We start from the raw sequence: 13,590 nt of genomic DNA, 5'->3' as shown, positions 1-13,590 counted from the left end.
GATTGCCCTAATAGCCCCGCCTGCGATCGACCAGACCCGGCAGCTCCTCGCCCCGACGATGCCGCGCGATCACGTCGAGCACGAAATCGACGGCCGTATCGGGCGTGGTCATGCTGGCGTTGTGCGGCGTCAGCAGGATGCGCGGATGGCTCCAGAACGGGTGGCCTGCCGGCAGCGGCTCGGGATCGGTGACGTCGAGCACCGCACCTGATAGCGCGCCGCTGTCGAGGGCTGCGAGGAGATCGGCCTCGACGAGATGCGGGCCGCGTCCGACATTGACGAGCCCTGCCCCGCGCGGCAGGCGCGCGAACAGCTCGGCATTGAGAATGCCGCGCGTTTGATCCGTCAGCGGCAGCAGGCAGACGAGAATGTCGGCCTGCGCCAGAAATTCTGGCAAGGCATCGGCCCCCGCATAGCAGGTGACGCCTTCGATCTCGCGCGGCGAACGATTCCACCCAAGAAGCGGAAAGCCGAACGCCTTGAGCCGCTCCAGCACGGCCTGGCCGAGCTGGCCGAGCCCCATCACGCCGACGTGCCGGCGCCTGGCCGGCGTGATCCGGATCTCGCGCCAGACCTGCTGCCTCTGCTGGCTGATGAAATCGAGGAGATCGCGATGCAGGGCAAGCACGGCCATGGTGACGTATTCGACCATGGTCTCGGCAATGCCGGGCTCCAGCATGCGGACCAGCGGGATGTGCGCCGGGACTGTCGTGGTGTCGAACTGATCGACGCCCGCGCCCACCGAGAAGACCAGCTCGAGATTGGGAAAGGTCGTCGTGATGTCATCCGGCGGCACCCAGGCCACTAGATAACGCACCGCGGCGGGATCGCCGATGTCGGGCCAGAGCCGGAACGGCACATCAGGCGCGCGCTCCGCGAAGAAGCGCGCCCACTCGGCGCCGCGCACCATATTGGCCTTGTAGAGAACCGTCATGCCGCCCTCAGAACGGGCTGACTGGCGCGAGCCGGCGGCCGTCGATCATGCGCTTGTGGCTGTAGGCGGCCGGATCGACCAGCGGCGTCGCGCCCGTCACGAGGTCGGCCGCAAGCTTGCCAGCGGCGGGACCGATGCCGAAACCGTGGCCCGAGAAGCCGGTCGCGAGGAAGAAGCCCGGCAGCGCATCGACCGGTGAGATCACCGGTATCGTATCGGGCGTGCAGTCGATGGTGCCGCCCCAGGCTTCGGCGATCTCGATGTCCTTCAATTCCGGATTCGACTTGATCAGCGCCGCCAGCGCCGCATTGACCAGCGACATGTCGGGCGCGGGATCGCGCACGCGCTCGGCCTCGAACGGCGATGGCTTGTCGAAACTCCAGCTGGTGCCGCGCATGAGCTGATCGAAGAACGACTTGCCGAATGAGAGCTTCAATCCGTTCTTGCGATGCTGATAGGTCGGCCAGAAGGTGCGCGCGTAACGGAACAGGTCCGGCGACAGCTCGACCGTGCCGCGGTTGCGCAGCGCCAGCGTGAAGCCGCCGTCGAGGCGGCGGCGGATGCAGTAGAAATCGGTGCCGAGCGCGCCGGAGGTGATCTCCGGTCCCGGCGTGGTCCGGCACGCGGTGGCGTTGACGAGTCCGATCGGCAGCTCGATGCCGTGGCGGCGGCAGAACAGCGACGACCACGCGCCGCCCGCCAGCAGCACGGATTGCGTGCGGATGGTGCCCTTCTCGGTGACGACGGCGCTGACGCGCCCGCCAGTCGTCTCCAGCCCGCGCGCGGCGCAGCCCTGGTGGATGGTGACGCCGTGCTTGCGTGCGGCGGTGGCGAGCGCAGGGACGGCCATCGACGGCTCGGCGCGGCCATCGCTCGGCGTGTGCAGGCCGCCGACCCATGTGTCGGCGTTGCCGGGCATGCGCTCGGCGACCTCGGCCGGCGTCAGCACGGTGGAGTGAACCTGCATCTCGCGCGCGACCGCGGCCCAGCGCTCCCAGCTGGCGAGTTCGTCCTTGCTCTTGGTCAGGAACAACACCCCGGTTCGCCGGAAGCCGGCATCGACGCCGGCATCGTTCTGCATGTCCTCCCACAGAAGCAGCGCCTCGCGCGCGAGCGGGATCTCCTCGCGTGCGCGGCCTTGCTGGCGGCACCAGCCCCAATTGCGGCTCGACTGCTCGCCGCCGACATGGCCCTTCTCGACCAGCGCGACGGAGTGCCCCTTCTTCGCCAGATGATAGGCGGCCGAGACGCCGATGACGCCGCCGCCGATGACGACGACATCTACCTGCGCCGGCAGGCGTTCGTCGCTGTTGATGCGGTTGAGCGGCGGGGACATGGGGCACTCCTGGAGTTCAGTTCGAGCTCTTGCGCGTCAGAGGTCTTGCGCGTCACGGGATGTTCATTCGCGGATCGAGCGCATCGCGCAGGCCGTCACCGAGAAAGTTGAAGCTGGTCACCGCGAGCGTGATGGCGACGCCCGGCGCGATCGCAAGCCACGGCGCGCTGGTCAGATAGATCTGCGCATTGTTGAGCATGTTGCCCCAGCTCGCCGCCGGCGGCTGGATGCCGTAGCCGAGATAGCTGACATAGGATTCGAGCAGGATCGCCTTGGCGACGTTGAGCGTCGCGGCAACGACGATCGGCGCGATCGCGTTGGGCACGAGCTCGCGGAACATGATGCGCAGGTTCGAGGAGCCGAACGCGAGCGCGGCCACCGCGAATTCCCGCTCGCGCAACGAGCGCACCTGGGCTTCGACGACGCGCGCGACCGCCATCCAGGCCGTGGCGGCGATCAATATGGTGGTGGTGACGAGACCGGGCTCGGTCAGCGCTGCGAGGGCCAGCAGCAGGAAGATGGTCGGAAAGCACAGCACGGCGTCGACGAGCCGCATCAGCACCGCGCCGACCGCGCCGTCATAGAACCCGGCAAAGGCGCCGACGACAATGCCGACCGCCATCGCGATCACCATCGCGACGATGCCGATCGAGAGCGAGACCCGCCCGCCCATCATCAACCGTGCCAGCACGTCGCGGCCGAGCTCGTCGGTGCCGAGAATATGCGCGCCGGAGAGCGGCGGCGCGAACCGCTTCATGATGTCGATGTAGGTGTCGTCGAACGGCAGCAGGTAGGGGCCGAACGTCGAACCGAGCACGAGCACGAGGATGATCAAGGCGCCCGCGAGCGCCAACCGATGCCGGCGAAAGCGCCGCCACGCGGCCTGGCCGGGCGCGAGCTGAACGGTGGAGAGGGCTGCGGTCGCCATCGCTTCAGCCCACCCGGATGCGCGGATCGACGACGGCATAGAGGATGTCTGCCAGCAGCGAGCCGATCAGCACCATCGTCGCCGAGAACATCAGGATGCCCATCACCACGGGATAGTCGCGGTAACCAATCGAATCCAGGAACAGGCGGCCCATGCCCGGCCAGGTGAACACGGTCTCCGCCACCAGCGCACCGCCCAGCAGCGTCGGAAACTGCAGGCCGGCGACCGTGATCATCGGCAGCAGCGCGTTGCGAAGCGCGTGCACCGTGAGAATGCGCCATTCCGGCATGCCCTTGGCGCGTGCAGTGCGGATGTAGTCCTGGTTGATGACCTCGAGCATCGAGGAGCGCATGAAACGGCCCCACATCGCGGTCTCGACCAGCGCCAGCACCATGGCCGGCGCGATCAGATGATGCAGCAGGTCGAAGAAGGAGCCGTCGCCAATGGTGTGCCGGTTGCCCGCCGGCAACCAGCCGAGCTTGACCGAGAAGACGTAGATGGTGACGAGGCCGAACCAGAAGGTCGGGATCGACAGCGCGATCATGGCGCCGACGGTGGCAAGCGTATCGAACAGCGAGTAGCGGCGTAGCGCGCCAAGGATGCCGATCCAGCAGCCGAGCAGCACGGCGATGATGGTCGCCGTCGCCATCAGCTCCAGCGTGGCGCCGAGATGCGAGGAGATCACCGACAGCACCGCCTCGCCGTCGCGATACGACTTGCCCCAATCACCCCGCACCATGCGGCCGAACCAGTCGAGATATTGGACCGGCAGCGGACGATCGAGGCCGAGCTGCCTGGTGACGCGGTCGAGATCCTCCTGCGTCATCTGGCTTGAGACGGCAAACTGCGACAGCGGCCCGCCGGGCGCCAGATGCAGGATGGCGAAGCCGATCCCCGAGACGATCACCAGCAGCATGATCGCCTGCGCCAGGCGATTGACGACGTAGCGGGCCATCTCAGGCGATCCGACCAGCCCGAGACATCAGGCCCAATACCATTCGCGCATGTTCCAGCTGTTGATCGACATGTTGATGTTGGGACGGAAGCCTTGCAGCCCCTCCTTGATGCCCTCGGCGATGAAGCCCTGGAACAGCGGCAGGATGGCGAGGTCGTTGCGGATCAGCTTTTGCAGCTCGCCATAGGTGGCCTTGCGTTGCGCCAGGTCGAATTGCTTGGCGCCTTCAGACAACAGCCGGTCGGCCTGCGCGCTTTGATATTGATAAGTGTTGAAGCCGCGGCCGCCCTTGGCGGGAATGGCGCCGGAGCCGAAGCGCGGCGTCACGTCGGGGTCGCTGCCCAGCATGAAGTTCACGCCGACGATCACTGAATTGAACTTCGATTGCTGCCAGAAGTCGCCCCAGATCACGGCCGCCGGCATGTTGCTGACGCGCATCGCCGCGCCAATGGCCCGCCAGTCCTGGATCAGGAGCTGCTGGCACTGTTCGCGCACGGCACTGCCCGCCGTCGTCGAGTTGGTGAATTCGAGCTTGACGCCGCCCTTCTCGCGAATGCCGCCGGAGCCGCGAACCCAGCCCGCGGCGTCGAGCAGCGCGTTGGCCTTGGCAGGATCGTATTTGTGCTGCGGCAGACCCTGCTGGAACGACCAGGCCTGCTGCGGCACGAAGCTCTCGGTCTGCGTCGGCAGACCGTAATAGAGCGCGTCGATGATCGCCTGCTTGTTGATGCCGAGATAGAGCGCCTCGCGCACGGCACGATCAGTGAAAGGGCCAAAATCCAGGTTCGGCGCGATATGCTCTACCGAGGAGGTCGAAGAGACGAAGATCTTGCGGCCCTTCAGCGTCTTTGCCTCCTGCACGAAGTTCGGCAGGATGCCTTGCAGGCCGGTGTAGTCGACCTGACCGGTGCGGAACTGGGTGTAGAGCACGGTGAGATCAGGGATGTATTTGAAGACCACGCGTTCGAGGTACGGCCCCTTGCCGTGATAGCCGGTGTGGGCGTTCAGCTGGATATGGTCGCCGGGCACGCGCTCGCCCCAGCGAAACGGGCCGGTCCCGACAGGCGCATTGTGGAACGATGAGGCATTCGGATCGGACACCTTCTCCAGGATGTGCTTGGGCACGATGAAGGTGAACGACGCCAGGATCGACATATAGGGCGAATAGGGCGCTTCCATTCGCCAGTGGATCTCGTCGGACGCCACGACGGTGATGTCCTTGACGAGGCTATGGCCGACCCGGCTGCGCGCACGGAATGCGGGATTGTTGATCAGCTCGATGGAGAATTTGACATCCTCCGCCGTGAACGGCGTGCCGTCGTGCCACTTCACGTTATTGCGCAGCTTGATCTTCCAGGTCAGGCCATCGGCGGAGAGGCCGCCATTCTCGATGGTCGGGACTTCGCGGGCGAGGTCGGGGACGAACTTGCCATCGGGCTCGATGTACCAGAGCGGCGAGAACACCTGCCACCAGATGCCCTGATCGACCTCGATGCCCGGCATCAAGGGATGAAAGACGGTCGGCTCTTGCGACAGCGCCGCAATCACTTGGCCACGCGGCTTGCCCGGCGGATTGGTGGGACGTTCGGTCTGCGCGGAAGCGTTCCCTGAAAGCGTCCAGCCTGCGGCCGCGCCCGCGCCGAGCTGGAAGAATTGACGGCGATTCGGAATGCCGAGATGTCCTGCCCCAACGCCGAACTTGCCGGTGTCGTCCGCCATGACCCACTCTCCGTTTCCGCACGCGGCACCGTCTCCCGCGCCCCCGAGACCCCGGCAAAGGGACAGGAGTGGGCTTTAGTGCTTCTAAATTTTTCTCCCAAAAGTTCATCACGACTAAATACAGCTGTCAATCGCATTGCTAGAATGCCGCCAGCTTTTCACTCTGACTGAAGGCACGGGACTCGATACCCGAGGCTGAGATGACGCATGGGAGAGCGACATGGATGGTCGCGGCGATACCAACGGCACCAAGGACGCTTCCACGTTCGAAGCCGACGATGCGGTCGACCAGCGCCTGGGTGAAACCGTGCGGCTGCTGCGGCAGCGCGCCGGCCTGTCGATCCAGGACGTCGCCAACAAGACCGGCCTGTCGACCGGCATGATCAGCCAGCTCGAACGTGCGCGCGCCATGCCGTCGATCCGCACGCTGCGCCTGCTCTCAATCGCGCTCGACGTTCCCATCTCCTATTTCTTCGAGAGCAGCGATCCTGCCGAAGCGCCGCGCTACACCGTGCGCAAGAACGCCAGGCGGCTGCTGCGGCTCACCGCCAGCGGCGTCGTCAAGGAAGCGCTGACGCCGGAAGGCAAAGGCCAGCTCGAGCTCTACGAGCTCACGCTCAACCCCGGCGCCTCCTCCGGCACCGACTTCCTGCAGCACACCGGCGAGAAGGCGGGCTACATTCTCTCGGGCAGCCTGCGGCTGTGGCTCGACAACCAGGCCCATGTGCTGGAAGCCGGCGACAGCTTTCGTTTTCCGAGCATCGTGCCGCACATGTTCGACAACCCGACCCAGCAGGTGGCGCGCGTGATCTGGGTGACGACGCTGCGCCAGACCGACTCGCCGGCGGGTTGAGTCCGGCATCAAGGTCTGGCGAGACGGATCTAGCTCATCCTTCGCCGCAGCGTGGCTGACGGCGTCTCGCCGAATTTCTCGCGGTAGGCGCCGGCCATGCGGCCAAGATGGGTGAAGCCGAGATCGAAGGCCATCTCGGTGATGGAAACATCGGGTGCGGCTTGCGCGAGGCGCGCATTGAGGCCGGCGAGGCGCATGTCGAGCAGCATCTGCGAGATCGACACGCCGAAGTGACGGCGGAAGCCGAGCTGCAGCGCGCGGATGCCGATGCCGGAGGCGCAGGCGAGCTGCGCGAGGTCGAGCGGCTCGCCGGCATGGTCGGCAAGGTGGTCGCGCGCGGCGCGAAGGGCACGCGGCAAACGCTCGGCCTGCCCCGAGAACGTATCAATCGCATCCGACAAGCCATGCCGCTGCCGGTTGAGCAGATGATCGAGCAACGCTTCGCGCCAATCGGCCATCGCGGCCGGCGAGAGCCGGCCTGATGGCCCGAGGCGCTCGGCGAGCGTCATTAGCTCGGCGAGCCTCGTCTGCAGGGCCCGCCCGGACGGCGCATCCAGCTCGATCACCGGATCGAACTCGACCACCCCGGTCGCCCTGCCCGACAAGGCCGCGGCGCGCTGCTCGACCATGCGGCGATCGAGCAGCAGGATCGCCTGCGCGCAATCGCTCCACGTCATCCGGGTCGGAATCGTCGGCGACAGCAGCGAGGCGACCCGGCCCGGCGCTGCATCGAGCTCGCGACCACCGGCACGAATGCGGGCGCTGCCCGCGAGCGGGACCTGCACCAGGAAGAAGCGCTCGAGGCAGCCCGGATCGATGCTGACCGATCCGCCATAGGCGACGTAGTTGATGGAGAAGCCATCGAAGGCCGCGCAATTGTGCCGGGCCGAGAAGCCGGCCGCCCGCGCCTGCGTCGGCTTGAGATCATGCGGGCAGAAGATCCGCCCGATCTGCTCGGCCGCCTCGTCGACGTCATCAGTGGTGACGCGGGCGAAGGCCGCAAGCCGTTCGGCTGCAGAGGCTGTTGCGCTCATTTCCAGCTCGGCTGCGGACATCGTCGACCATGCTTCGCGCCCGGAATTCCTTTAAGCCTATAATAGTTCCGCGGGGGCGAAAAGGGCCGTAGCTCGCAAATTCGTCGTGCTGCATGGCAATAGGTTCATCCGGATTCGTTTAGCGGATAGACAGGCGGTCCGTCCCCGGCCGATGCTCCGTCCCCGCCGGAATCCATGAGGAGCAAGCCATGACTGCACTCGAAAAAGGTATCACCGCGAACGGCACAGGCTACGGCGGCAAGAGCTGGAACATCCTTGGCCAGGTCTATTTCCCCAAGGCCGTCACCGATTCCACCTTCGCGTTCGAGACCAACAGCGATCCCGGCCAGTTCGTGCCGGTGCATATCCATCCGACCCAGGACGAGTTCATCCTGGTGCAGGAGGGCACGCTTGATCTCAAGCTCGACGGTCAATGGGTCAAGGCCAATGCCGGCGACCTCGTGCGCATGCCACGCGGCATCCCGCACGGCTATTTCAACAAGTCCGACAAGCCGTGCCGCGCGCTGTTCTGGGTCTCACCGATGCAGAAGCTGGAGGCGCTGTTCAACCAACTGCACAATCTGACCGACCCGGCCGAGGTCGTGCGCATTTCGGCGCTGCATGAGGTCGACTTCCTGCCGCCCGAGGCCAACGACTAGCGGTCGCCGCTCCCTCCACTTGCATCTGCTTGCAGCCTGGCCGGCCGCACCGTGCGGCCGAACGCGGTCGCTTGCGCGCCAAACACATCGAGCAAACCCATGGTCAGCCCAAAACATGTCTGCGTGATCGGCGCCGGCGTCTCCGGCCTTGCCGCCGCGAAAGCATTCTCCACCCGAGGCCACCGCGTCACCATCGTCGAGCGCAGCTCAGATCTCGGCGGCGTCTGGGAGCCGGCGCGCTCCTACCCCGAGGTGCAGACCCAGAGCCCGAAGGAGCTCTACCGCTACACCGACCGCGCCATGCCGGATGCCTATCCGGAATGGCCGACCGGGCCGCAGGTCCACGCCTACCTCGCCGACTATGCCAAGAGTTTTGGCCTCGAGCGCATGCTGCGGCTCAACACCGAAGTCGCCGGCATGGCGCGCCGTGGCGACGGCAGGTCGGGATGGACGCTTGCCTTGAAGGACAGGAACGGCACGACCACGAGCGAGGATTTCGATTTCGTCGCGGTCTGCACCGGGCAATTCAACGAGCCACGCGAGCTGCATTGCCCCGGCGAGGACGGCTTTCTGGCGCAGGGCGGCCAGATCCTGCACTCGTCGAAATACGGCGATCCGACCTTGGCGAAGGAACGCCGCGTCGTCGTGCTCGGCGGCTCGAAGTCCGCAACTGACATCGCCGTGAATGCGGTGAAGTCAGGCGCGCGCGAGGTCACCATCGTGATGCGTGAGCCGGTCTGGCGCATTCCCTATTTCATCGGCGGTCTCGTGAACTTCAAGCGCATCCTCTACATCCGCGCGCAGGAGGAGATGTTTCCGGGTTGGGGCATCAGCACGATGGGACGGCTCGCGCACCGCCTCGCCGCGCCGCTGGTCTGGGCCAATTGGCGCGGGCTGGAGAGCCTGTTGAAGGCGCAGCTCAAGCTCGGCCGCTGCAACATGGTGCCGAAGGAGCGCATCGAGGACGGCGTCAACTGCTCGGTGCCCATCGCAACGCCGGGCTTCTACCCGATGGTCGCCGACGGCCGCATCAAGGCCGTGTTCGGCACGTTCGACCATTATGAGGGCGACAGCATCGTGATGAGTGGTGGCGAGCGCGTGGGCGCCGACGTCGCCGTGCTCGCGATCGGCTACAAGCTCGGCGTGCCGTTCCTGCCCGAGGCCTACCGGCAGAAACTGGTCGATGCCGACGGGCAGTACCGGCTCTATCGCCTGATCGCCAATCCGGATCTGCCCGAGCTCGGCTTCGTCGGCTTCAACTCCTCGTTCTGCACCGTGCTCTGCGCCGACCTCGCGGCGAACTGGCTGGTGCGTTATGCCGACGGCCAGCTCGCGAACCAGCCGACGGCACAGGCGATGCGCGACAACATCGAGATGATGCTGCACTTCAAGCGCGTCGAGCGGCCGGCCGCGGGCGTCTATGGCGGCCTCTGCGTCGCCCCTTATCACTACCGCCATTTCGACGAGCTGATGGCCGATATCGGCGCGAAAAACCAGAAGCGCGGCGGACTCGCGGGCCGCTTCCAGCCGCCGGATGCGGATGCTTACGCCAAGTTCCTGGCGACGGCGCCGGACTACCGGGCGGCGTGAAAGGAGAATTGCGGCGGCTCGCCTCCGACGTCTACGATCTCGCTGGCCATCGAATCGACGGGAACCAGCCATAGGATCGGCCATGGGATCGAGACGACTTGCCGCCGCGGCCCTTGCGGCTGTTGCCATCTTCGGCGCGGTGCCCACCGTTGCGCAAAAGGCGGCGCCGACGCCACAGCAATCGGAGGCGCTCGCGGCTTACGAGCGCGCGCTCGGCGACTTCAAATCCATCCTCACTGAGCGGCGGCGCCAGATCGAGGCGAAGGAGCCGCTGCCGAACCTGCCGGGACAGGCGCTCTATCTCGCGCGCGTCGCTGTGATCAGCAGCTACAAGGACCTCACCGACGTCATGCCGTCGCGGATCGGCCGGCCGAACAAGTTCGAGATTCCTCCGGCCTATTTCGATGCCGAGATCGAGCCGCTGGTCGAGGAATACGGCAGGCTGTTCGACCTCATGGAGGCGCCGCCTGCCAACGCGCAGAGCTCGCCGACGCCGTTCGAGGACGTCGTCGATCTTGCGGTCGCGATTGCGCGCGCCAAGGGCCTCGCTCCCGAACACGCCGAAGCTGCCGGGCGGATCAGCCTCGGGCTGTTCTTTGCGGAGACCAACGGCAAGCAGAATGTCCGCAATGCACGCTCGAACACCTATATGGGCAGCTTCCAGACAGGCCCCTCCGAAGACCGCAACGGCCGGCGGAAATGGGAGAAGATCAAGGGCGACGTAGCTGCGATCGACCCGGGCTTGAGCGCGCGAGACGACAAGGAGGAGGCGCGTGCCCGCGGCACCGATCAGCGCTTCAACCACTGGACCAACGTCCGCAACGGGTTGATGAACGCGCACTCCGATCTGTTCCGCGAGATTCCGGGAATCGTCAAGACGCTGCCCGACCCGATCGACCAGATGAAGCTGTTCCAGCTGATCCAGATCGTTCCTACCCCGACGCGGTCCGCGCTCAAATCGGGCGATCTCCTGAACTATCGGGTGTCGAGCCCCAGAATCATGAGGTACCTGCGCAACAACAGCATTTTTGCCTTCGGACAGGCCGACCGGGCAAAGACCTCGGCGAGCTACCGCGAGATCTTCGCCGCGATGTGGCTGTTCAACCGGAAGTTCGAGAAAGCGATAGCGAAATACGCCGAGATCAAGCCGCGCTGAGGGATCGTTGCAACCGCCGGTGGAGGTTGTAGTCTCGCGGCCTCATCGGCGACACTGGACTGTTTCATGCGCATTCTCATCCTCGGCGGCAGCCAGTTTCTTGGGCGCGCGATAGCAAGCCATGCTTGCGCGGTCGGTCACGACGTGACCTGCGCCGCGCGCGGACTCGCGGGGCCGATCGCTACGGGTGCGCGCTTCATGCAGATCGACCGCGACCTGGCCGACGGACTTGGGCCACTCACGGGTGAGACGTTCGACGCCATGGTCGACGTCTCGCGTCATCCCGGCCAGGTCCGCCGTGCGGTCGCCGCGCTGAAGCGGCCGGGCGTGCATTGGACCTTCGTGTCCACCGTCAGTGTCTATGCGGACAACCGCGTGCCGGGCCAACGGGCCGACACGGCGCCGCTGCGCGAGCCCATTGGGGCAGATGTCGAGCACAGCACCGACGCGATCTACGGCGCCGCCAAGGTGGCCTGCGAACAGGCGGTCGGCGATGATGCCTTCATCTGCCGCGCCGGACTGATCGCAGGCCCCGAGGACCCGACCGGACGGTTCGCCTATTGGCCGGCGCGGCTTGCGCGCGGCGGCGAGGTGCTGGCGCCGGGATCGCCGGAGGATGCGGTCCAGTTCATCGACGTGCGCGATCTCGCGCAATGGATCGTGCATGCGGCAGAGAGCGGTCTCGTCGGCATCTATGACGGGATTGGGCCGATCCGCACGCGCGGCGGATTCCTGAGCGAATGCGCATCCGCGCTGAACGCGTCCTGCACCTTCACCTGGATCGATCGCGCCTTTCTGGAAGCGCATGACGTCAGGCGTTGGGCGGGCCCGCGGTCCTTACCGATGTGGCTGCCATTGCCGGACTACGCCGGCTTCCTGACGCGCGATACCTCGCCGGCGCGCGCGGCCGGATTGACCTCGCGACCGCCGGGAGACACCGCGCGCGATACGCTTCATTGGCTCCGCGCCAACAACGGGCCAGTCGTCGGTCTCACTGCCGAAGACGAGAAGGATGTGCTCGCGGCGTGGCATGCGCGCCAGCCCTAGGTGCGGACGGGCCATCGTTCGCCGGTGAAAAGCGCCTTGTCGTGACAAATCTGTCAAAGGCCACACTGCCGTTTTCGGTGCAAGACCCGTGACCGCCATGGCTATGGTGTTCCACGACTGCCCGTTTGTTGGTAGCCTGCCGCACCGACAGACAGCAATCGGGGACCACCGAATGAGCCGCGCAAATCCCGCATCTCCCGCACGACGCAATGGAGCAGCGAGGAAACATATCGGTCGGGCACTCGCCGCAACCGCGGCATTGGCTGTGCTCGCCGGCTGCGAGGACAAGAACACGTTCGTGGCGCCGCCGCCGCCCAAGGTCGACGTCGCGACGCCGGTGCAGCGTCCGGTGACGCGCTACATCGAGGCGACCGGCAACACGGCACCGATCAAGAGCGTCGATCTCGTCGCGCGCGTGCAGGGCTTTCTGCAAACGATCGACTATCAGGACGGCACATTCGTGAAGCAGGGCACCCAGCTGTTCACGATCGAGCCTGAGACCTACAAGCTCAAGCTCGAGCAGGCGCAGGCGGCCGAAGTCGGCGCGCAGGCCTCGCTCCGGCAGGCGGAGGCCGACTACAAGCGACAGGCCGAGCTGGTGCAGCGCCAGGCGGTCTCGCAAGCCACGCTCGACACCTCGACCTCGAACCGCGACAACGCCCAGGCCAATCTGCAGCAGGCCCAGGCCAACACCAAGCTCGCCGAAGTCAATTACGGCTACACCAAGGTCACGGCACCGTTCGACGGCATCGTCAGCGCGCACATGGTCTCGATCGGCGAGCTCGTCGGCGTCTCCTCGCCGACCCAGCTCGCCACCATCGTGGCGATGGACCCGATCTATGTGAACTTCACCGTCAACGAGCAGGACGTGCTGCGCATCCGCGCCGAGGCGACCCGTCGCGGACTGACGCCCGCGGACATGAAGCACTTCCCGATTCAAGTGGGGCTGCAGACCGATACCGGCTACCCTCATGAGGGCAAGCTCGACTACGTCTCGCCGACCCTCAACCAGTCGACCGGCACGCTGGCCGTGCGCGGCCTCGTTCCCAACGACAAGCGGGTGCTGCTGCCTGGCTATTTCGTCCGGGTCCGCGTGCCCTTCGACCAGGAGAAGAGCGCCCTGCTCGTTCCCGACACCGCGCTCGGCAGCGACCAGGGCGGCCGCTATCTCCTCGTCGTCAACAGCGACAACGTCGTCGAGCAGCGCAAGGTACAGATCGGCCCGGTCGACAACGGCCTGCGCGTGATCGAGAGCGGCCTGAAGCCAGAGGATCGCGTCGTGACCGCGGGGCTCTTGCGCGTCATCCCGGGCCAGAAGATCGACCCGCAGGTGACGAAGATCGAGCAGACGCAGGCCTCGAGCAAGTAGGGGCTGCCAG

The 13,590-nt window shown here is 66.0% G+C and carries 12 protein-coding genes; 6 read left to right on the top strand and 6 right to left on the bottom strand.

Annotated elements, in window-relative coordinates; translation table 11 throughout:
• Positions 1–7: 7 nt before the first annotated feature.
• The 5 genes from I6F37_RS12870 to I6F37_RS12850 are packed head-to-tail and all read right to left on the bottom strand — an operon-like array spanning position 8 to position 5,872.
• Positions 8–934 (bottom strand): glyoxylate/hydroxypyruvate reductase A, encoded by a 927-nt coding sequence (locus I6F37_RS12870; RefSeq protein WP_036013135.1) that lies wholly within the window; start codon positions 932–934, stop codon positions 8–10.
• 7 nt (positions 935–941) lie between these two features.
• A complete protein-coding gene (locus tag I6F37_RS12865) occupies positions 942–2,270 on the bottom strand; it encodes an FAD-binding oxidoreductase (protein ID WP_036013132.1) in 1,329 nt (442 codons plus the stop codon).
• A 52-nt stretch (positions 2,271–2,322) separates the two neighbouring features.
• Positions 2,323–3,198, bottom strand: coding sequence for an ABC transporter permease (locus I6F37_RS12860; protein WP_225151371.1), 876 nt, complete (start codon positions 3,196–3,198; stop codon positions 2,323–2,325).
• Positions 3,199–3,202: 4 nt separating this feature from the next.
• The gene (locus I6F37_RS12855) at positions 3,203–4,153 is read right to left on the bottom strand and encodes an ABC transporter permease (protein WP_225151369.1); all 951 of its coding nucleotides are present in this window, start codon (positions 4,151–4,153) and stop codon (positions 3,203–3,205) included.
• Between the two features lie 27 nt (positions 4,154–4,180).
• Entirely contained in the window at positions 4,181–5,872 is a 1,692-nt protein-coding gene (locus tag I6F37_RS12850) for a peptide ABC transporter substrate-binding protein (RefSeq protein ID WP_225151367.1), read from the bottom strand.
• A 220-nt stretch (positions 5,873–6,092) separates the two neighbouring features.
• Between I6F37_RS12850 and I6F37_RS12845 the strand changes: the two genes are divergently transcribed.
• Positions 6,093–6,725, top strand: a complete 633-nt coding sequence (locus tag I6F37_RS12845) for a cupin domain-containing protein (RefSeq protein WP_225151365.1) — start codon at positions 6,093–6,095, stop codon at positions 6,723–6,725.
• A 29-nt stretch (positions 6,726–6,754) separates the two neighbouring features.
• On the opposite strand, the gene I6F37_RS12840 is transcribed toward I6F37_RS12845, so the two are convergent.
• The gene (locus I6F37_RS12840) at positions 6,755–7,780 is read right to left on the bottom strand and encodes an AraC family transcriptional regulator (protein ID WP_225151363.1); all 1,026 of its coding nucleotides are present in this window, start codon (positions 7,778–7,780) and stop codon (positions 6,755–6,757) included.
• A 188-nt stretch (positions 7,781–7,968) separates the two neighbouring features.
• On the opposite strand from I6F37_RS12840, the gene I6F37_RS12835 reads away from it, so the two are divergent.
• The 5 genes from I6F37_RS12835 (at position 7,969) to I6F37_RS12815 (ending at position 13,580) form a co-directional block, all read left to right on the top strand.
• Positions 7,969–8,418, top strand: a complete 450-nt coding sequence (locus I6F37_RS12835) for a cupin domain-containing protein (protein ID WP_036042217.1) — start codon at positions 7,969–7,971, stop codon at positions 8,416–8,418.
• A gap of 99 nt (positions 8,419–8,517) precedes the next feature.
• Positions 8,518–10,008, top strand: a complete 1,491-nt coding sequence (locus I6F37_RS12830; RefSeq protein ID WP_225151362.1) for an NAD(P)/FAD-dependent oxidoreductase — start codon at positions 8,518–8,520, stop codon at positions 10,006–10,008.
• An 82-nt stretch (positions 10,009–10,090) separates the two neighbouring features.
• Positions 10,091–11,164: a hypothetical protein gene (locus tag I6F37_RS12825; RefSeq protein WP_225151360.1), complete on the top strand. Its 1,074-nt coding sequence runs from the start codon at positions 10,091–10,093 to the stop codon at positions 11,162–11,164.
• Positions 11,165–11,230: 66 nt separating this feature from the next.
• On the top strand, positions 11,231–12,211 hold the full coding sequence (locus I6F37_RS12820; RefSeq protein ID WP_225151358.1) for an NAD-dependent epimerase/dehydratase family protein: 981 nt from the start codon (positions 11,231–11,233) through the stop codon (positions 12,209–12,211).
• 172 nt (positions 12,212–12,383) lie between these two features.
• Positions 12,384–13,580: an efflux RND transporter periplasmic adaptor subunit gene (locus I6F37_RS12815; protein ID WP_057026060.1), complete on the top strand. Its 1,197-nt coding sequence runs from the start codon at positions 12,384–12,386 to the stop codon at positions 13,578–13,580.
• Positions 13,581–13,590: the final 10 nt, after the last annotated feature.

Source organism: Bradyrhizobium sp. NBAIM08 (genome assembly GCF_020193935.1).
GTDB lineage: Bacteria > Pseudomonadota > Alphaproteobacteria > Rhizobiales > Xanthobacteraceae > Bradyrhizobium > Bradyrhizobium yuanmingense.
The sequence above is the reverse complement of the archived record's forward strand: the minus strand, read 5'-3'. Positions and strand labels throughout refer to the sequence as shown.

Bases quoted from the DNA above. Each gene is read 5' to 3' on its own strand.
- I6F37_RS12870 (WP_036013135.1), bottom strand. From the start codon at position 934: ATGACGGTTCTCTACAAGGCCAATATGGTGCGCGGCGCCGAGTGGGCG.
- I6F37_RS12865 (WP_036013132.1), bottom strand. From the start codon at position 2,270: ATGTCCCCGCCGCTCAACCGCATCAACAGCGACGAACGCCTGCCGGCG.
- I6F37_RS12860 (WP_225151371.1), bottom strand. From the start codon at position 3,198: ATGGCGACCGCAGCCCTCTCCACCGTTCAGCTCGCGCCCGGCCAGGCC.
- I6F37_RS12855 (WP_225151369.1), bottom strand. From the start codon at position 4,153: ATGGCCCGCTACGTCGTCAATCGCCTGGCGCAGGCGATCATGCTGCTG.
- I6F37_RS12850 (WP_225151367.1), bottom strand. From the start codon at position 5,872: ATGGCGGACGACACCGGCAAGTTCGGCGTTGGGGCAGGACATCTCGGC.
- I6F37_RS12845 (WP_225151365.1), top strand. From the start codon at position 6,093: ATGGATGGTCGCGGCGATACCAACGGCACCAAGGACGCTTCCACGTTC.
- I6F37_RS12840 (WP_225151363.1), bottom strand. From the start codon at position 7,780: ATGTCCGCAGCCGAGCTGGAAATGAGCGCAACAGCCTCTGCAGCCGAA.
- I6F37_RS12835 (WP_036042217.1), top strand. From the start codon at position 7,969: ATGACTGCACTCGAAAAAGGTATCACCGCGAACGGCACAGGCTACGGC.
- I6F37_RS12830 (WP_225151362.1), top strand. From the start codon at position 8,518: ATGGTCAGCCCAAAACATGTCTGCGTGATCGGCGCCGGCGTCTCCGGC.
- I6F37_RS12825 (WP_225151360.1), top strand. From the start codon at position 10,091: ATGGGATCGAGACGACTTGCCGCCGCGGCCCTTGCGGCTGTTGCCATC.
- I6F37_RS12820 (WP_225151358.1), top strand. From the start codon at position 11,231: ATGCGCATTCTCATCCTCGGCGGCAGCCAGTTTCTTGGGCGCGCGATA.
- I6F37_RS12815 (WP_057026060.1), top strand. From the start codon at position 12,384: ATGAGCCGCGCAAATCCCGCATCTCCCGCACGACGCAATGGAGCAGCG.